The organism is Actinacidiphila bryophytorum (assembly GCF_016916835.1).
Classification (GTDB): domain Bacteria; phylum Actinomycetota; class Actinomycetes; order Streptomycetales; family Streptomycetaceae; genus Actinacidiphila; species Actinacidiphila bryophytorum.
The window spans coordinates 322867-339843 of record NZ_JAFFIX010000004.1 but is presented as its reverse complement, the minus strand read 5'-3'; the positions used below and the strand labels follow the sequence as shown (position 1 = coordinate 339843).

Below are 16977 nucleotides of genomic sequence, written 5' to 3'. Positions count from 1 at the left end.
CGAGCAGGATAGGGGCGAGCACCGACAACAGCTCGGGGCTCATCCGCTCCAGAAGCCCTGTAGTTGGTCGAAGGGAGGCATGGTCCTCAACCTCTCGCGCGCGGCAGCGGGTGAGCGGCCCCCCGAGACGAGCGACTCGTAGATCCGCTGTGCGACCTCGGTCGCCGCCTCGTCGGCGGGCCCGGGTCCACCGAATGGCTCCGGGTCATCGCTGGTGTCCGTCTCGTGCATCACGCGAAGGGCAGCTACAGGCACAGTCTCCTCCAAGAGTCGGATCAACGCCCGTACGTCTGCAGTGCTGTTGCCGCCGGGTCTCAGAGCAGCCTGGACCAGTGGGTGACTGCGGTTGATCCTGCAGGTGACCTTGCCGTCCGGTCGGCGCACGTTCCACGCGTAGGAGAGGGGATCACCGTGGGTACGCGCAGCGACATGTCCGCGGTGCCGCAATACGTCCGCCGCCTTCGCCCGGGCCTGCCGCGCGATGCGGTGGAGGTGCGGGCGCAGGCCTACGGGCGGGACGACGCTCGACTTCCTCACGTCAACGCCCCACTCGGCGTCCGTCTCCACCGGGATGTCGACGGCGATGCGGGCAAGGTTGAACTTCTCCTCGCGGCGCATACCTCTCTGCCCCAGCCAGTCGCCAGCCAGGATCAAGCGGTTCCGGCGGTACACGTAGAAGCCCTGTTGGTCGAGCCATCCCTGCGGTCCTGCGGCCCTGCCGTACTCCTCCGGCGTGAGTCGTTGGGCGCTGGGGAGGATGAACGCCTCGACTCGTACAGAGCCGCCACCCAGAAGCAGTTCCTCCATGGGGAGCCGCTGAACCGAGGGGTGGTTTCCCATGAACGGATCCCAGGGTTCCACCGGGGTCCCGGACACTCGCATGTGCCGGCGTCGGCTTCCGGTGAGGAAGCGTGCGAAAACCATTCCGAGGTGCGACTCCGTGCGGGCCGCCTCGGAGTAGAACAGCTTCTGGGTACGCTCGTCGTCCTGGCTAACGTCACGACCAAAATAGCCATTGAGCCGTCGCCACAGAACAATCGTGCCGTGGCCGGCGGCAGTCCGGATCCTGTCCAGTACGGCTGTCGTGGCGTCGTCGGCTCCGTGGAGGAGCCGCCACTCGCCGCTCTCTTCGACGATGTCAAGGTCCCAGGTGCGTGTGTACCATTCACCACCGACCTTGGCGCTGGCCACGGTGAGCTGCCTCGACTGCGAGAACGACGCCGACTTCAGACCGACTCCGAAGCGGCCCAGATCCGTGGAGGAGCGCGGGCTCGTGTGCCCCCGAGCCGCCACGGTCATCGCCGTGACGAGCTCCTCAGCAGCCATGCCCCAGCCGTCATCGACCACCGCGATCCATGAGTCCCGTCCCGCCCAGGTGAACTCGACGTCGATGTTCCGTGCTTCTACCGAGATGCTGTTGTCCACTAGGTCCGCCACCGCCGCCGGCAGTGAGTACCCCAGGGATCTCAGCGAAGCCACCATTCCCGCCGGCTCAGGGGCGGCGATATCGTACGTCATGGGTGCTTGCAGCCTGCTTCCCCTGATACGGGCTCTCCCGCTTTGCGGCTGACTCGTGATCCACATGATCCGAAGAACACCGCGAAGTTTTGGAGATGCCCCCTCCACGCCGCCAGTTCATGCACCTGGCAACTCTCGCCCAGAGGCGATGGTAATCGAGGTGTGGGGCGAATGACCCGGGCTTCTCCGGATTCCAGCCAGCGCTACTGAACTTGATTGAGTGATGTCGGGGCTCGCCGCCGGATGACCGAGGGCCCCGCCCGCGTCCTTCCGGCGAAGGCGGAGCACAGGGATGATGTTCGCGTGATTCGAGACCTCCCGCCGTTGCGGTTGCCCAAGTACGTTGTGGTCCAGATCGGCTGCGCACCCCAGGTACCCGCCGAGATCGCCGCCGATCTGCGAGATAGGGGCGTCCCGGCGGGGCTGATCGGCTATGAGTACCAACCGCTGACCGAAGCGACGTTGCTGGACGGGATCGGCGAGAGCGCGGTGGTCATTTTTGGGTCCAGCGGCCTGTTCGGTCGGCTCGGCGTCGATGTGGCTTCGCGTCGCGTCGTGCACATCCCCAAGATCGGGTCTGCGACCGCCCGGCATGTGAACAGGAACCTCGAAACCTTCCACCGGTGCGTCGCGGCCGTCATCGACCGCTTCCCGTTCTACGAAGAGGGTGAAGAGGACAGATTCGAGGAGGTGGCGGACGAGCTTCGCCAGCTCCTCGACACCCTCGATGACAGTGCACCCGCTCACAGCGGGTTGTGGGAGACCCTGTGCGACGACGTGGCGATGGGCGACTACGCGAACTGGGAGGAGGACTGAGTCACCTCAGTCCAAGGTCAGGCCGGTGGTCGCGAGGCAGCCGTCGACGAGTTCCGGGCGGTACTGGATCCTCTTGAGCCGCCGCTTCACGGATCGGGTGACCTGGCCGAGGTCCACGGCGGCGAGATTGCCGATCTCGCGTTTGACCAGCGACCAGACGCCCTCCTGCGGGTTGAGGTCCGGGGCGTAGGTTGGCAGCTGGAACACCGTGAGCCACTCGGCGTTCGCGTCGATGAACGCCCGCATGCCGGCCGTGAGGTGCAGGCGGAGGTTGTCCCAGACGAGCACGATCGGGCCGCCGAGCTGGATGCGGGCGCGGACGATGAGGTCGCGGAAATCGCGCCAAACGAAGCCCTTCGGTTCGTCCTTGCGTCCGCGGTACTCGCGGATCGCGTAGATCAGCCGGGACCGCTCGCCGGGCTTGTAGCAGGTCATGCCTGCCATCGACACCCGTCCGGAGCCCCGGCCTCTCATCCTCACGATCGGGGTGTGGCCGATCCGGCCCCAGGTCCTTGCTCGCGGCGGAGTCATTGACTGCCCGGCTTCGTCCTCGAAGACGATCCAGGCCCCGCGCTCCGCCGCGGTGCTCTTACCCGCGGCCAGGTCTCCCTCTTCCAGACCTCGACCGCCTCGTCGTCGCGCTCGATCGCCCGCCGAGTGGGCTGCTGCCAACTCCAGCCGTGCCGCTTCAGCAGCCGCCAGGAGCCCTCGACCGTGTAGCAGACATGGAACAGCCGGCCGATCAGCGTCTTGATCCGCGCCAGGGTCCACCGATGGTCCGCCCAACCGTGGGCCAGCGGACCACGCTCCAACTCACGCTCCAGCCGGGTGATCTGGGCTTCACTGAGCCGAGGTCTTCCCGGCGACCCCTTCGACAGGACTCCCGCCTCGCCGCCCTCCCGCCAGGCCCGGCGCCACCGCTCGACGGACCGCACACTGACCCGCAGGCCAGCGGCAATCTCGGTGTTCTTCTGCCCAGCCTCGAAACGCTCCACGGCCTGGAGTCGCAACCGCTCCCGCGTGGTTCTCTCGGCGTCGGTCAGCCCGCCGCCCTGCGCGTACCTCACACCCCACGGCTACCGGCGCCGAACGCCGGCTGTCAGGCGAACGGGACCGACATCACCCAATCAAGTTCAGTACCCAGCAGTGGCTCTCATTAAGCCAGCGATCGTCGCACTGCGTCGGCCAGCGAACTCGCGCGCGCGTCGCCCAGGCGTCATGCGTGAGCAGAAGAACATGCATGTCCTTCACATGGTGAGGCCCGCTCGTTCCGCCATCGCCACCAGGTCGGGGCGGGCGCGTTGGTGGAGGATGAAGAGGACGCGGAGGACCTCGCGGCTCATCGGGTGGATCTGTGCCATCTGCGGGGACACCTTGAAGGCGGCCTTCAGTGCCTCCTCGGCTCCGGCTGCGTCCTTCAGGGCCAGGCGGGCGCGGGCGACATCGATGTAGAGGCGGCCGAGGCGGTTGGGCTTGAGGCCGGAGGGCGGCTGGTCGATCAGGGGCGTCGACATGGTCACCGCCTTGTTGGGCTGGTCCAGTTCGACATGCGCAGCCAGCTCGTAGAGGGCCGTGTTGCCCTCCCCGAAGGTCAGGTTGTGCATCAGCACGTCGCCGTCGAGCTGGGCGGCCAGGCCCTTCGCGTGGCGCAGGTGGGTCTCGGTGGCGTGGCGGTCGCGGTTGCGGGAGGCGAGGACGACGCCTCGTAGGTGGAGCGATCCGAGGATGACGACGGACTCCGGGCCTTCGGTGCGGGCGCTCTCGTACTGGCTGATCGCGCGCTCGACGATCGCCATGCCGTCGCCGTACGCGCCGGCGCTCTGGTACGTGCCCGCCTCGTTCCAGGCCGCGGTTGCTTCCGCGGCCGGGTTCCAGGTTCGCTGGGCGGCCCACTGCTGGCGGGCGACGATGATGTCGGCCAGGTCGGGCTGAACGAAACGGTGCGTGACGCTGTAGGCGCAACCGTAGAGGTCGGCGAGTTGTCCCCAGGCCGGAGAGTCTCCGCCGGCGTCGAGCGCCGTCGCGGTCGCCTGGCCGAGAAGGGTCGGCAGCTCCCGGAGGAGTTCGAGGTATCGCGTCTCGGATCGGAGCCGAGCTGCGAGCTGCAGCCGCTCGGCCAGCGCCACGGGAGCGGGCGTGTCCTCCCTGGGAAGGGTGTGGCGGCGGACGGCGTCACGTAGGTCGTTGAGCAGGTCGGCCTGCTCGGAGAGGCCGAGGAAGGGCTGCCCGTAGATCCGAGCGGTGGAGACGCGTAGGGGCTTGGCGATGGCGGCCACCACGGGAGGCGTTGCCGGGCGGTCGCCGGTCTCGATCTTGCTCAGGTAGGAGACGGAGATGCCGGACAGGCGGGCCAGTTTCGCCTGGCCCATCCCGCGGGCCTTGCGCAGTACCGCGATGTTCTCCCCGGCGGCCGGTGTTCTGTCCATGACCCCCACTGTTACAGGGCAGGGCCGCTCGCGGCCGGGTTGTGCGCGCCTTGTGCGAACTGATCTTGGCGCGACAGGAGTTCACTGATTGTCCAAGGCTTGTGACGTCAGGTGAAGGAGTGTTGCGGGGTGACGCCCAGGGCCGCCACACCGGCCGGTCCTCGGCACGTCCTCTGCAACCGACTGCAACTGGCTCGACATCGGAGGTCAGCATGGCACTACGGTTCGTCGGGAAGGACCCGGAGTCGAGGGACCACGGCTCCCCGGCCGTCTGGGTGGACGAGGACGCCAAGGATCTGCTGTTCCAGGGAGTCAAGGCCGACCGCCAGACGGAGGCGACCTGCAACCGGGATGTCGCGATGCCCTCCTACGAGGGGATCGTGCGAGTACCGAAGCGGATGATCCCGCTTCTCAGGGAGGCGCTTGATGTCGCAGAGCTTGAGTAGCTTCGCCGACCTGCTCCGTGCCGTCGAGCGGTCAGCGGTTCACCTGGAGCTGCGCGACGCCTACGACATGGGGAACGAGACGGCGGGCTTCGAAGCGTGGAAGCGGGGTCACCGTCTCGACCCCGCCGACCGCGCGTCGTGGTGGCGCCCCTGGCTCGACCTCGTGCAGGAGGTGACCTCGAAGGGCGTGCAGGTCCAGCGCGCCCGCGTGGTCACGGAGCCCCCCAGCGAGTACATCCGCTACGAGCACTCGTTCACCTTCACCAACGTCGCCGCAGGCGAGGAAGTGCGCTGGCTGCCCAGGAGCAGCGCGGCGGGAATCGCCCTCCCGGAGCACGACTTCTGGCTCTTCGACGGCCGCCTCGTCCAGTTCAACGTCTTCGACGAGGCCGGCCGCTGGATCCGCACCGACCAGACCGAGGAGCCGGCGGCGGTCGCCGGCTGCGTCAAAGCCTTCGACGAGGTGTGGGACCGCGCGATCTCGCACGAGAAGTACAGCGTCTGACCACGGACGATCAGTCGGCTCATGGGCACGTCACCTCTCTCCTCGGCTCGGGCGGCCCGCGCCAAGATCGCCGAGCGCCTGAAGCAGACGATGCTCGATGCTGGCCTGACGGGCCTGGAGCTGGCTGATCGCTGCGGTTGGCACAAGTCGAAGTCGTCTCGTATCGCCCGCGGCATCACGCCGCCCTCGGACGACGACATCCGCGCCTGGTGCAACGCGTGCGGCGTCCCCGAGTTGGCCGCCGATCTCATCGCGGCGTCGCGGACCGCCGATTCGATGTACGTCGAGTGGCGCCAGCTCCACCGCGACGGCCTACGGCAGGTCCACGCGAAGACCACACCGCTGTACCAGCGGACCCGCACCTTCCGCGTCTACGCCTCCAACGTGGTGCCCGGCATGCTCCAGACCGCCGGGTACGCCACGGGGTTGCTGCGCTCCATCACGACTTTCCAGGGCACACCCGATGATGTCGAGCGCGCGGTGGAGGCGCGACTTGCCCGCTCCCGTGTCGTCTTCGAAGGCGATCACGGCTTCGCGCTGCTGCTCGAAGAAGCGGTGCTCTACTACCGGGTCTGCGACGACGAGGCCATGGCCAACCAGCTCCGAGCGCTGCTCTCGCTCATGGCCAGGCCTAATGTCTCCCTCGGCATCATCCCGTTCGAGGCACGACGGACGGTGTGGCCGCTGGAGGCGTTCTACGCCTTCGACGAAGGCCTGGTGGCCGTCGAGACCCTCACGGCCGAGATCAACGTGAGCAGTCCGGGCGAGATCCGGACCTACTTGCGCGCCTTCCACCAGCTCTCCCAGCACGCCCTGCGCGGAACCGCGGCCCGCAGCCGCATCACGCGCGCCCTCGACACCCTCGGCTGAAATCGTGCAACCGCGTGCAACCGCGTGGACCCCCAACTGCTGATTTTCCTAGCGTCGTTGGTGTCCACCGGATCGCTCGCGGCCCTGTCGCGGGTTCCAGCACTCGGAGGGAACCTATGGCGTCGCCCATAACAGGCACAGGGCTGAAGGCACCGCAGCACAGTACGAAAGCGACCGTCGGCGCGAGCGCGGCCAGGGACTTCGCGTCCCGACCGGAGTCCGTGAGCGAGGTCCGGGCCTTCACGCGGGATGCCCTCGCCGGCCTGGACCTCGCGGTCGACGACGTCGTGCTCTGCGTGACCGAACTCGCCACCAACGCGGTCCGGCACGGCACCCAGCATGAGGGCACCTTTCACCTGAACATCCTTGTCGACCGGGCCAAACTCCGGGCAGAGTGCCACGATTCCGGCAGCAAGAGGCCCACTCTCCTGGCGCCTTCGGACGCCGACGAGGGAGGCAGAGGGCTCCTGCTCGTGCAGGTGCTGACCTCCCGATGGGGAGTGGTTTCGAGGCCCTCCGGCAAGTGTGTGTGGTTCGAGATCGATGGTGATACGAGTGTGCTGCAGGGGCGCCTGCGCGGTGGGCGGGGTGACTCGTGAACGTTGGCGAGCCGTCCATGCATGCGTTCGTGCCAGCCTTGCTTCCCGTCTGCGGGGCTCTGGCAGATCTGCCCGCAGTTCTCCTGGACGCCGCCCGTACCCAGGCTGAAGGCATGGACCCGGGCGACGTCGAGTTGAAATTGCGCTGCGTCCTCCAAGCGCACGTCGCCGGCGACCACCAGGCGCTCGTGCGTGAGCTTGCCGACTCGAAGGACCGGTCCCTGTGGACGGCGTGGAGCGACGGGCAGGACCCGGCCGAGCTGTCGGTGCGATCCGACTGCCCTGCTCGACGGGCCGATGAGGCCTGCTGCTCCTTCGCACACCACCCCGGAAGCCACACCTACGACGTCGCCGACCCGTGCAACCTGCCCGTCCACCAGCCCCGATTCCCGAACCCCTGAGAGGAAGCCCGTCAATGGCCGCTCCCCCCGTCTCCTTACCGGCGTCCGGTGTCGACTGGACCGCGCTGCACAACTTCGCCGCCCTGCGCGGCCAGCTCCGCGTCTCCTTCACCCCGCACTGCAACATCGCGTGCTGGTTCTGCCACAACGAGGGTGACGTGCCGCCACCGCTGACCCGGCAGGATCCCGCCCAGCGGCCGCGTCCGCAGCAGCTCGACGCCGACGCGTACCTCGCTGTCATCGGCTCCCTGATGAACGCCGGCCTGAAGCGCGTGTACTTCACCGGCGGCGAGCCGCTGACCTCGCCGATCGCCCGCCCGGTCCTGGAAGGCCTGACCGAGCCCGGCCCGGACGCCTCCTACACGCTGATCACCAACGGCACCAGGATCCGTACCCACCGCTCGTGGCTGGCCAGGACGCACCTGGACAAGGTGAAGGTGTCCCTGCACTACTTCTCGGACGCTTCGCTGCGGGCTATCGCCGGGACGCGTATCGGGATCGGCACGGTGCTGGACGGCATCGAGGTCGCCCGCGAGATATTCGAGCGGGTCGAGCTGAACACCCTGTTGCAGCGGGAGAACGCCCACGAGGTCCGGCAGATCCTTGACTTCGCGCTGGAGCGGCGGCTCCCCGTGCAGTTCATCGAACTGGTCGGCACCGACTTCAACGAGGGACGCGCCAACTCCGCGGTGCCGGCTGACGAGATCATCGCGCACCTTCGCACCCTCACCAGCGACGAGCACATCGAGGTCGCCGGGGTCGGTCAGGGCCGCAGGGTCTTCCGTATCGACGGCATCGAGATCGACGTCATCCACCGCGACCTCGGCCGCCACCATGTCGGACAGTGCGGCACCTGCCCCGTGCGGTCCCGCTGCGTCGAGGGCTTCTGGGCGCTGCGGGTCGACCACGGCGGCGGCATACAGCCCTGCCTGCTCCGCAACGACCTTCGTGCCGACGTGAAGGACCTGATCGCCGACCCCGCCCGGCTGGCCCGGACGGTTGCCGGGCACGTCGCGGCTTTCACGGAGGGGACGCTGTGAGCCTGCCTCCTCCGTACCGGCCGCTGTATCTCGACGGGCCGCAGCACCCGTTCATCGTCCTCGAAGGCGTCTCCGGCATAGGAAAGTCCACGCTCGCCTGGGCCTTGGCCGAGCGGCTTGGCGCGACATCGCTGCACACCCTCCCGACGCCCCATGCCGGGTGGTCGGCACTGATCAACGAACGCTTGCGCGCGCTGCCGCAGTTCGCCTTCTACCTGTCCGGGCTGCTGCACGCCGCCGACTCGATCCGGCTCGCGAGGGCGGTCGGGCCTGTCGTCGCCGACCGTTACGCCTCGTCGGTGGTGGCCTGCCACGCGGCCGTTCACGGGGTCGCCGTCGAGGAGGTCGCCGACCTTCTCGAACCCTTCCGGCCTTACCTGGAGACGCCGACCCGCACCTTCTACCTGAGCTGCTCCGAAGCGGCCATGCGGGAACGCCTCGCGGTCAAGCGCGACGCCAAGCAGGACGACCTCGATCTGTTCGTCATCCCCGGCCGACTCGCCCGCCTGCTGGCCAACTTCCGGACCGTCCAAGCCGCTGGCTCCACAGCCGTCGCTCTCGACACTGACGGCAAGTCCCCGGACGACCTGGCCGACTGGATCATCGCCGACCTGGAGGCCCAGGGTGCTTAACCCCATCGACTCCGACGCCGTGATCAGGGACGGCGGTGCGGTCGGCCGCTTCCCGGCGAGATTCACGAGGGCGTTGCATGGTGGCTCGGGGCCAGCTTCGTCGCCCTCACGGCGACCGAGCAGTTGGCCGTGGGGAGCGATGGCGGGCCGGTCACGGCCGAGTTCTTCCGCCGCCTGTGCCGCGGGGCCGTCAACGCCCACCACCACGCCTGCCGCGTCACCGCCATCGACGGCATCGCTGAGGACGCATTCCTCGCCTACGTCCTGAGCCGGCGGCCGCTCGCTGGTGCCTATGTGGCCGCAACCACTGATCAGGACGGTACGCACGTCGTCCGGATCCGGCTCTACGACGCCGACGGCCTGATGCTCCAGGAAGACACCGGACTCGCCGCCATCCGCCGGATGATCGCCGAAGACCGCGTACCGATCCCCGTCAGCGACAGCGCCCGCGGAACCATCGAGCACCTCGCCCCCACCGCTGCGGAGGTGGCTGAATGATCGACGCAGCCGAGATCATCCGCACGCAGACCAGCATCCTGTTCGTCACTCTGGACTCTCTGCGCTACGACACCGCCCGCACCGCCTACGACAACGGCCTGACCCCGCACCTCGCCTCCCTCCTCCCCGAGGGAGGCTGGGAACGCCGCCAGACCCCCGGCACCTTCACCCTCCCCGCGCACATCGCCTTCTTCTCCGGCTTCCTGCCCAAGCTGCCCCAGCCCGAGCAGCCGCCGCGGCTGTGGGAGTGCCGGCCGCCCGCGTTCAAGGCCGTCCCGCCGCAGACCTTCGTCTTCGACGCCCCCAACCTCCTGGCCGGCCTCGGCCAGCACGGCTACCGCAGCATCTGCGTCGGCGGCGTCACGTACTTCTCCCGTGAGACCCCGCTCGGCTCGGTCCTGCCCGACCTGTTCGACGAGGACCACTGGCGCCCCGAGTTCTGCTCACCCGAACCCGACTCCACCCGCCGCCAGGTCGACCACGCCTTGGAGGTCGCCGAACACCACGACGGCCGCCCCGTCTACCTGTTCGTCAACGTCTCGGCCACCCACGTCCCCCACAGCCACTACCTCGGCGACAGCCGCGACACCGCCGCCTCCCAGCAGGCGGCCCTCGCCTACGCCGACACCCACCTCGCCCGCCTGATCACCACCCTCACTGCGAAGAAGCGCTGGCTGATCATCCTGTGCGCCGACCACGGCGACGCCTACGGCGAGGACGGCTACCACGGCCGCGGCATCGCCCACCCGGTCGTCATGAACGTGCCGTACGCCGCGATGGTGCGCTGATGCCCACTAACCTCGGCCGGTATGAACGATGCCCAAGCCGTCCGCGACGCGGCCGTCGTCGTAGCCCGGGACCACGACGGCCTCGTAGCTCTCCTCAGCGCCCACTTCCCCGCCCACCAGGGCGACTACCTCTTCATTCCCGGCGGCCGGAGGGAAGCCGGCGAGACGCCCGAGGAATGCGCGCGGCGCGAGCTGCGCGAGGAGTCAGGAATCACCGCCACAACATGGCGACCACTCGGCTCGTACGCCCTCACCGTCTCCTCACCCGCCCGCGTCTACCTCTACGAAGCCCGCGACCTCACCTGCGGACCGCAACAGCTCACGCCCACCGAACAGGACTTCAAACTCACCTGGTGGCCCATGCCCGACGCCCTCCATGCGGCAACGCACGGTCGGTTCCTGCTCCCCGCCGGCCCGCTGGCCCTCTTCCTGGCGGACAGGGCCACGCACAGCTGAGCAGGGGAACGCGCCGATCGAAGGGTGATGGCGAGACTGGCGAGAGCGAGCCGCCATGACCGAAGCCGCCTTCCCTCTGGAACAGTTGCGTGCTGCACTCCGCGACATAAGCCGTTGGGCGCCGGGGCAGGACCAAAGGACGTGGAGGCGTTGGCAGCGACTTTGCGAGCGAAGGCGGACGCGCTGGAGCGGCAGGCCGGACAGGAGCCGGTGACTGCCTCGCGCGGTCGTGCCGAAGTCACGGCCGGCCACGCCGACAAGCTGCCTGCTTCAGCCGAGTCGGGCAAGCCCGGCCGAAGACGGCAACGGCCACGGAGCCTCCACCATGAGCCGCAGGCAGTGACGTGGGCGCGGGAAAAGACGGGCCTGACGAAGCGGGCGCTGGCCCGGACGGTAGGTATCTCCGAGCAGCTCCTGGGCGAGATCGAGTCCGGGTGGCGCAGCGCCACGCCGCTCAACCTGGCCAGGATCGCCGACGCGCTGAACTGCCCGGTCGTGCTGTTGGAACGCAAACGGTGGGAAGCAGCGCCCATCAACGGCGACGGGAATGCGACGGCGGAGGGTACGCCTGAGATGGATCCGCGGTCGCCACGGGCTGACTCCGACGCGCAGGGGCGTCGCTTCGGGCCATCGCCGCCCGGGCCAGAAGGCTCGGCGCTGGGCGTTGAGTGAGGCGCTGGAGGCGCCAGGTGAGGACCTGGGCGGGGGAGCGGGCGTCGTCAAGGGCTCGTTGATCGGCTGCTTGGCGGAGGAGGTGGGTGGGGTCATGGCCGGCGGTTTCGGCGTCGGTGAGGGTGGTGGCGAGGGCTGGCCAGGTGGGGTCGTTGAGGATCTGGTTGGCGTGGGTGGGGATCGTCTGGCGTATGCGTTGGGCGTGCCGTTCGGTGGCCGGTCGGGGTGGGCGGCGCTGGGTTAGCTCGGCCAGGGGGGCGGCTGCGGCCTGGTTGTAGGCGGCTTGGAGGTCGGCGAGAGTGTGGCGGGTGGCTTCGACTTGCTGGTTGTGGTGGCGGGCGGCGTGCCAGCGCTGAATTGCCATGGCGGCGAGGATGGCGGCGTCGAGGAACATGGCGATGGCAGCTCCGTCGCCGCCTGTGGGTTGGCGGGCGATGGTGTGGATGGCGCCTCGGAGGGCTCGGGCGTGGTGGTGGTCGGCTTGGATGCGGGAGCGGCTGGCGCGTTCGAAGTCGAGGGCTGCCTGACGGAGCTGGGGTCGCAGCTCCGTGGGGGCACAGAAGGGGAGTGCGTCGAGGGCTTCGGCGAACGCGGTGATGTGGGCTTGGGCAGCTGCGTCGTCGGTGCCGGCGAGGTGGTGGGGGATGCGTTCGGTGGCGGCGGTGGCCTGGTGCCAGGGGTTGGGCCGACGAGGGCCGGTCGCTGGGGGTTCGGTTGCGGTGAGGCGGGCGCGGATCTGGGGGTAGGACAGGTCGGGGGCGAGAGTGGAGCCGGAGAACCAGATGGGCTGGCCTTCGGCGTTGGTGTCGCCGTCGAGGGCGACTTTGTAGCCGCGGATGTCGCCGGACGGGAAGCGCAGCACTTCGACCTTCATGCCGCTGCTGGGCAGGAGGTGGAAGAACTCCTCTGGGCTGGTGGAGACGGCGACGATGGTGCGGATGGTGGTGCGGAGTTGCTCGCGCGGGGTGCGCCGGCGGCCGGTGCGGTGGGCTTTTTCGGTTTCGGCGCGGGTGGGGCGTTTGGCTGCGGTGCGATCGCCGCGTACGACGATGCGCAGGTTGTAGTCGTTCTCGACGGCTTCGAGTTCCTTGTCGGCGCGGAGGTAGTCGTTCCAATGGCGGGCGGTACACAGGTCGCCCCGAATGGTGGTGGCGGCGATGTGGATGTGGTCGTCGGCGTGGCGGACGGCCACCCAGCGGCAGCCGTCCGGATCGCCATCCGGGGCGATGCCGGTTGCGGCAACGACGCGGCGGGCGATGTCGGCCCACTGGTCGTCGGTGAGCACGGGGTCTTCGGGGGCGGCGCGGACCGAGCACTGCCACACCGGCTGCTCAGGAACATCCTGTCCTTTGCCCCGCGCCTGGTTGAGGCGTAGTTCGAGCGCCTGGGTCAGCAGCTTCATGGCCGCTTTCGGGTCCTGTTCGCGGCCGGGGTCGGGGGCGAAGCCGTCCCAGGAGGCGACCAGGTGCGGGTCGGTGTGGTCCTTGGCCTTCACCGTGTCGTAGAGGTAGCCGAGCAGGCGGCGGATGGCCTTGCCTCGGGTGATCTTCGCGATCAATCAGGCCGCCTTCCGGTCGGCCGCTTGGTGCGCGGCCGTCTCGATAGCGGCGATGGCTTCACGGACGCCGTGCACGGTGCGTTCGGCCTGTGCCAGGACCGCGGTGTCGGCCTGATAGGGCTGGCCGCCGGAATTGAGGCGGTGGGCGATCTGGTTGACGTTGCCGCCGATCTTGGCGACCTGGGCGCGCAGGGCGACGAGTTCGTCGATGAGGTCGTCGGTGGCGGTGCGCTGGCCGGGCAGCGGCTGAGTGCCCTCCACGAAGGCCATGACGACCGCGCCGACCAAGTGGGCGCCGGCGATCTCCATGGCCTTCGCCTTGGCCTTGATGGCGTGATGCTCGGTCTGGCTGTAGCGGACGTCGACTCGGAACGTGCGCTGGGTGCCGTCGCGGCGGCGACGGCGTGCCGTACGGCGAACGGCCGCTTCAGCAGCTGCACGCATCAGGCTCGGCGGATCGGCGGGTGTGGCAGCGGCTTCTCCCTCCGGTGCCCCCTGGCGCCGGAGTTCATCCGCCACTCCCGGGGCGGAGGGATCTGCGTGGGACCGGCCATTGGACGGTCCAGCGCCATACCTTGCTCCCCCGTGAGGCTGGGGGTAGGCGTCTCCGTTGCAGGCCGGCGTACTGGGCGGGTTGCTCTCCTCGCCTGGGTGATCGTCGGCGTCGTAGTGGCGGGGCATGGGATTCTCCGGCGTCTGTCGAGTGCTGCGGGGCAGAGGGGACTGGCTGCTGGGCGAGTCGGGTCGTGGGCATACGGCGCGGGTCCGGGATGGCGCCGTCTTGGGCGGGGTGCGTGGCGGACCGTGTGGGATGGCCGGGCGGGGCCACCCCACACGGCGGCTTCAGTCGGTACTGGGGTGGGCGCGGGCTTCGTCGCCGGGCTGGAGGGACTTGAGGGCTTCGGCTATGCGCTCGTTGCCTGCGCTGATTCCCTGGGCTTCGATGGCCTCGCGGGCCATGGCGCGGGTGACCTGGCCGGAATCCGGGTGGGCGCGGCGGATGATGTCGGCGAGCTGCTCGATCGACGCCTCGGCCTTGCGCCCCCTGCGCCCCGTCTGCGAACGCCGGCCGAAAGTGCCTTTCGCCCTCTGGCCGGGGCTTTCACCGTCTGCCCGAGCCGCTGCGTCGTTGTGGCCGGTGATGCCTTCCGGCTCCAGGGCTGTCGCGGGGACGGTTCCGGCCGCTGTGTCGGCCCCGACGGCAGGCTCGTCCCTCGGAGCCGCTGTTCGCCCTTCGGCCGGAATCACGGCCGAGGCCGCCGGAATCATGGTCGGAGTTCCGGCGGCGATGGTGCGGCTGCCGCTGTGGCGGCCGATGAGGATGTGCATGTGGGTGGCTCCGGCCAGGGCCAGGGGAGCTATCGCCGACAGGACGGCGACCGTGTGGTCGCCCAGCAGGAGAGTGTGGACGCCGGGCTGGTTGAGGCGGACGGCGTGCAGGGCGTTGGCCCACAGGCTGGCGGTGGTGGCGGTGCCGAAGAGGGTCCAGGCGTAGGCGCGTGCGGGCCAGGGCGCGTCGCGCAGGACGAGGAGGGCGCGGACGCCGTAGGCGATGAATCCGTCGATGACCAGTGGGAAGAGGTAGGCCAGGTGCGGGCGGATGTGGACGGCGACGGCCATCTGCCGCAGGGAGTCGTACGACAGGGCTCCGCCGGCCAGGCCGAGAAGGATCAGCGCGAGCGGATCCCACCAGGACCCGCGACGGCCGGAGGTGGGCTCGCGGTGGAGCGGGGCTTGCAGGGCGGGGCGCGGACGTGCGGTGGCGCGCATGGAAACTCCAGTCAGGGGCTGGGCCGACACATGGGTGCTCCAGGCATGCCGGAGAAGCGCGCGGCGGGCAGGGCACACGGGGGCGTGTCAGCGCGGATGGGAGGGGGCGGCGACGGCAGTCGCCGACGCAGGACCGTGGCCCTCAGGCGGGCGTACGGCGCTGCGTGGTGGGGTCAGGCTCTGGCCGGGAGCCGACCCGCGTCGGCCTGCAGGGCGGCGCGGACCCTGGCCCTGCCACGGGCTGCAACGCTCGCCCGTTCGACGATCTCGTCGGGCTGGGAGACCAGGCCCGCGCAGGCGCGGCAGATCCCCTCATGTGGGATCGGGCGGGCGCATGTGGCGCACTCCCCCGACCAGCGCGGCTTGGCCGGGACGACCGGCTCAGGTGCCGGGGGTAGCTTGCGGGTGAGGCGGTCGCGGAGGATCGCCGCAGCGCTGTGGACCTGGGCGGGCAGCCCGCCGAGGAGTGCTTCGGACAGGTCACGGTGCCCGTACCCCCGCTCCAGCCAGGCGCTCACCAGGGGTGCCAGGGCGAGGGCCTCAACCGCGCCGAGCCGCAGGCGCGGTTCGGGCCGGAGCACCCGGAACAGCGTGGCGACCGCCTCACCGGTGGGGCTGTCCGACGCGGGATCCGTTGCCGGGGGCTTCGCCCGCCCGACCTCCCCGAAGCCGGTGCCGTCACCGCCCGCCACCGCGGCGTTCGACCGCTGGACGGGGAGGGTGGGTTCTTTCCCACGGTCCTTTACGGGTTTGATGTCACGGTCATCGGCTGCCGCCACACCGGATCCCGGACGGGTGAGACCCGGAGCAGCGTGCGGGCTGTCGTAGACGTGGGCCTCGCTGACGAACGTCCCGTCGCCGCGCCGGACCCGATCGACCCGGTAGTAGCCGAGGGCGGTCAGCTCCCGCAGCGCCTTCGCGACGGCGAGGCGGCCCTGCGGGCTGGTGTCGGCCATCCGCCTGCCGTCCTCCGACCAGCCGTCGGGACGGGAGAGCAGGTCGGCGAGTAGGCCGCGGGCGGTGTAGGACAGCCGCCGGTCTTGTAGCAGCATGTTGGGCAGGACGGTGAAGCCGCGCGTGTGACGGCTACGATGAATCTGCATGAGGAGTTACCGCTCCTTGTGCCGGACCCCGGAGCGTTCCCGCGCTGCCGGGGTCACCTTATTGAGTTCTTCGATGACAGAACGTACCACGCAAAGCAGGCCCAATCGACCTGTACGCGAAAGCAATTGATCACGCATCAGACGGTGGTGATCGGCCGGGTCCAACTCCCGCTCACACCGGATGCAGGCGCCGGAAAGGACCAGTCGACGGGCGGGCTCAGCGGCGCGATCACGGCGGGCATCGATGGGAAGCCCCGTGAGCGTCGGCCGCTCGGCGCAAGGAGACCGCGAAGGCGCGGCACGCGTCGATCGGAACGTAGGCTGGTACACAGTGCTTCCTCACTCGGCACCGCATCGGCTGTCAGGCCAACGGCACCGGGGTAGATCGTTTGGGCGGTCGTCCGGGAGTGCTCCCGGCCCTTGGTGCTCCAACACCAAGGGCCGCTCCCGTATCCAGACCCGGTCAGGCTGCCTGGACGTAGGTCGCGCTGGAGAGCAGGTCAGCGAGCCGGGCGGCGCTGCGCGGACTGATCGTCGTGACGAAGCCGGCGCAGACGCGTTGCAGCGCGGCCTCCCGGGCCTCGTCCGTAACCGGACGGCAGTCGGAAGCAGTGGGCTGGATCGCGGCAGGCCGCGGCTGGGGTTCGGGCATGGGTGTGTCCTCGGAGCGGCACGAGGCTGGCAGGCCGTGTGCCGTGGGGATGAGTGGGCGGGCGGTCGTCATGCGCTCCGGCGGGTGGTGCTCCAACACCACTGGGCCGGGCGGCCGTCGGCCGGAGGTCTGGCGAACTCCGTGCGGCGGATGACAACAATGATCCGCAGAAAACGCGTTTTGCCTGACGGTACTTTCCGGGCTATACAGCGGACCGGCACACCGCG

At 69.4% G+C, this 16977-nt stretch carries 19 protein-coding genes and 1 pseudogene; 12 read left to right on the top strand and 8 right to left on the bottom strand.

Annotated features, from left to right (window positions below):
• Positions 1 to 39: 39 nt before the first annotated feature.
• Complete coding sequence (locus tag JT723_RS08965) at positions 40 to 1518, bottom strand: ATP-binding protein (RefSeq protein WP_205043947.1); 1479 nt, start codon at positions 1516 to 1518, stop codon at positions 40 to 42.
• A 303-nt stretch (positions 1519 to 1821) separates the two neighbouring features.
• Between JT723_RS08965 and JT723_RS08960 the strand changes: the two genes are divergently transcribed.
• Entirely contained in the window at positions 1822 to 2334 is a 513-nt protein-coding gene (locus JT723_RS08960) for an SUKH-4 family immunity protein (RefSeq protein ID WP_251513243.1), read from the top strand.
• Positions 2335 to 2340: 6 nt separating this feature from the next.
• Here the strand turns inward: JT723_RS08960 and JT723_RS36555 are convergent.
• Together JT723_RS36555 and JT723_RS08945 are read right to left on the bottom strand one after the other, a co-directional pair.
• Positions 2341 to 3401 (bottom strand): IS630 family transposase gene (locus JT723_RS36555; RefSeq protein ID WP_443607969.1). Its coding sequence is split into 2 segments (ribosomal slippage): positions 2341 to 2954 and positions 2954 to 3401, totalling 1062 coding nucleotides; the frame shifts between segments, so codons are not numbered across the junction.
• Between the two features lie 180 nt (positions 3402 to 3581).
• Complete coding sequence (locus JT723_RS08945; protein WP_205043945.1) at positions 3582 to 4760, bottom strand: helix-turn-helix domain-containing protein; 1179 nt, start codon at positions 4758 to 4760, stop codon at positions 3582 to 3584.
• A 212-nt stretch (positions 4761 to 4972) separates the two neighbouring features.
• Between JT723_RS08945 and JT723_RS08940 the strand changes: the two genes are divergently transcribed.
• The 11 genes and pseudogenes from JT723_RS08940 to JT723_RS08890 form a co-directional block, all read left to right on the top strand.
• Entirely contained in the window at positions 4973 to 5206 is a 234-nt protein-coding gene (locus tag JT723_RS08940; protein WP_205043944.1) for a hypothetical protein, read from the top strand.
• Positions 5187 to 5711 (top strand): DUF6879 family protein, encoded by a 525-nt coding sequence (locus JT723_RS08935; protein WP_205043943.1) that lies wholly within the window; start codon positions 5187 to 5189, stop codon positions 5709 to 5711. The genes JT723_RS08940 and JT723_RS08935 overlap by 20 nt, the downstream gene beginning before the upstream one ends.
• A 21-nt stretch (positions 5712 to 5732) precedes the next feature.
• On the top strand, positions 5733 to 6581 hold the full coding sequence (locus JT723_RS08930; RefSeq protein WP_205043942.1) for a helix-turn-helix domain-containing protein: 849 nt from the start codon (positions 5733 to 5735) through the stop codon (positions 6579 to 6581).
• Between the two features lie 143 nt (positions 6582 to 6724).
• Complete coding sequence (locus JT723_RS08925) at positions 6725 to 7180, top strand: ATP-binding protein (protein WP_240165341.1); 456 nt, start codon at positions 6725 to 6727, stop codon at positions 7178 to 7180.
• A gap of 113 nt (positions 7181 to 7293) precedes the next feature.
• A complete protein-coding gene (locus tag JT723_RS08920; RefSeq protein ID WP_205043940.1) occupies positions 7294 to 7581 on the top strand; it encodes a hypothetical protein in 288 nt (95 codons plus the stop codon).
• 14 nt (positions 7582 to 7595) lie between these two features.
• The gene (locus JT723_RS08915; RefSeq protein ID WP_205043939.1) at positions 7596 to 8621 is read left to right on the top strand and encodes a radical SAM protein; all 1026 of its coding nucleotides are present in this window, start codon (positions 7596 to 7598) and stop codon (positions 8619 to 8621) included.
• A complete protein-coding gene (locus JT723_RS08910) occupies positions 8618 to 9253 on the top strand; it encodes a dTMP kinase (RefSeq protein ID WP_251513247.1) in 636 nt (211 codons plus the stop codon). Before JT723_RS08915 ends, JT723_RS08910 begins: the two co-directional genes overlap by 4 nt.
• A gap of 129 nt (positions 9254 to 9382) precedes the next feature.
• Entirely contained in the window at positions 9383 to 9751 is a 369-nt protein-coding gene (locus JT723_RS08905; protein WP_205043938.1) for a hypothetical protein, read from the top strand.
• Entirely contained in the window at positions 9748 to 10539 is a 792-nt protein-coding gene (locus tag JT723_RS08900; protein ID WP_205043937.1) for an STM4013/SEN3800 family hydrolase, read from the top strand. Before JT723_RS08905 ends, JT723_RS08900 begins: the two co-directional genes overlap by 4 nt.
• 21 nt (positions 10540 to 10560) lie before the next feature.
• The gene (locus JT723_RS08895; RefSeq protein WP_205043936.1) at positions 10561 to 10995 is read left to right on the top strand and encodes an NUDIX hydrolase; all 435 of its coding nucleotides are present in this window, start codon (positions 10561 to 10563) and stop codon (positions 10993 to 10995) included.
• Positions 10996 to 11022: 27 nt separating this feature from the next.
• Positions 11023 to 11490, top strand: a pseudogene (locus JT723_RS08890) (helix-turn-helix domain-containing protein); the annotation flags it as partial.
• A gap of 37 nt (positions 11491 to 11527) precedes the next feature.
• Here the strand turns inward: JT723_RS08890 and JT723_RS08885 are convergent.
• The 5 genes from JT723_RS08885 to JT723_RS08865 form a co-directional block, all read right to left on the bottom strand.
• Positions 11528 to 13225, bottom strand: coding sequence for a relaxase/mobilization nuclease domain-containing protein (locus tag JT723_RS08885; protein WP_205043935.1), 1698 nt, complete (start codon positions 13223 to 13225; stop codon positions 11528 to 11530).
• Positions 13226 to 13669 (bottom strand): plasmid mobilization relaxosome protein MobC, encoded by a 444-nt coding sequence (gene mobC, locus JT723_RS08880; protein WP_307863942.1) that lies wholly within the window; start codon positions 13667 to 13669, stop codon positions 13226 to 13228.
• A 399-nt stretch (positions 13670 to 14068) separates the two neighbouring features.
• Complete coding sequence (locus JT723_RS08875) at positions 14069 to 14995, bottom strand: DUF2637 domain-containing protein (RefSeq protein ID WP_205043933.1); 927 nt, start codon at positions 14993 to 14995, stop codon at positions 14069 to 14071.
• 173 nt (positions 14996 to 15168) lie between these two features.
• Positions 15169 to 16098: a hypothetical protein gene (locus JT723_RS08870; protein ID WP_205043932.1), complete on the bottom strand. Its 930-nt coding sequence runs from the start codon at positions 16096 to 16098 to the stop codon at positions 15169 to 15171.
• Positions 16099 to 16561: 463 nt separating this feature from the next.
• Entirely contained in the window at positions 16562 to 16750 is a 189-nt protein-coding gene (locus JT723_RS08865) for a hypothetical protein (RefSeq protein ID WP_205043931.1), read from the bottom strand.
• Positions 16751 to 16977 lie beyond the last annotated feature (227 nt).

What these genes read in the sequence shown, in the direction of transcription:
- JT723_RS08870 (WP_205043932.1), bottom strand. Translation starts at nt 16,098, where the DNA reads ATGCAGATTCATCGTAGCCGTCACACGCGCGGCTTCACCGTCCTGCCC.
- JT723_RS08965 (WP_205043947.1), bottom strand. Translation starts at nt 1,518, where the DNA reads ATGACGTACGATATCGCCGCCCCTGAGCCGGCGGGAATGGTGGCTTCG.
- mobC (WP_307863942.1), bottom strand. Translation starts at nt 13,669, where the DNA reads ATGCGTGCAGCTGCTGAAGCGGCCGTTCGCCGTACGGCACGCCGTCGC.
- JT723_RS08935 (WP_205043943.1), top strand. Translation starts at nt 5,187, where the DNA reads ATGTCGCAGAGCTTGAGTAGCTTCGCCGACCTGCTCCGTGCCGTCGAG.
- JT723_RS08930 (WP_205043942.1), top strand. Translation starts at nt 5,733, where the DNA reads ATGGGCACGTCACCTCTCTCCTCGGCTCGGGCGGCCCGCGCCAAGATC.
- JT723_RS08940 (WP_205043944.1), top strand. Translation starts at nt 4,973, where the DNA reads ATGGCACTACGGTTCGTCGGGAAGGACCCGGAGTCGAGGGACCACGGC.
- JT723_RS08900 (WP_205043937.1), top strand. Translation starts at nt 9,748, where the DNA reads ATGATCGACGCAGCCGAGATCATCCGCACGCAGACCAGCATCCTGTTC.
- JT723_RS08895 (WP_205043936.1), top strand. Translation starts at nt 10,561, where the DNA reads ATGAACGATGCCCAAGCCGTCCGCGACGCGGCCGTCGTCGTAGCCCGG.
- JT723_RS08875 (WP_205043933.1), bottom strand. Translation starts at nt 14,995, where the DNA reads ATGCGCGCCACCGCACGTCCGCGCCCCGCCCTGCAAGCCCCGCTCCAC.
- JT723_RS08945 (WP_205043945.1), bottom strand. Translation starts at nt 4,760, where the DNA reads ATGGACAGAACACCGGCCGCCGGGGAGAACATCGCGGTACTGCGCAAG.
- JT723_RS08915 (WP_205043939.1), top strand. Translation starts at nt 7,596, where the DNA reads ATGGCCGCTCCCCCCGTCTCCTTACCGGCGTCCGGTGTCGACTGGACC.
- JT723_RS08865 (WP_205043931.1), bottom strand. Translation starts at nt 16,750, where the DNA reads ATGCCCGAACCCCAGCCGCGGCCTGCCGCGATCCAGCCCACTGCTTCC.
- JT723_RS08920 (WP_205043940.1), top strand. Translation starts at nt 7,294, where the DNA reads ATGGACCCGGGCGACGTCGAGTTGAAATTGCGCTGCGTCCTCCAAGCG.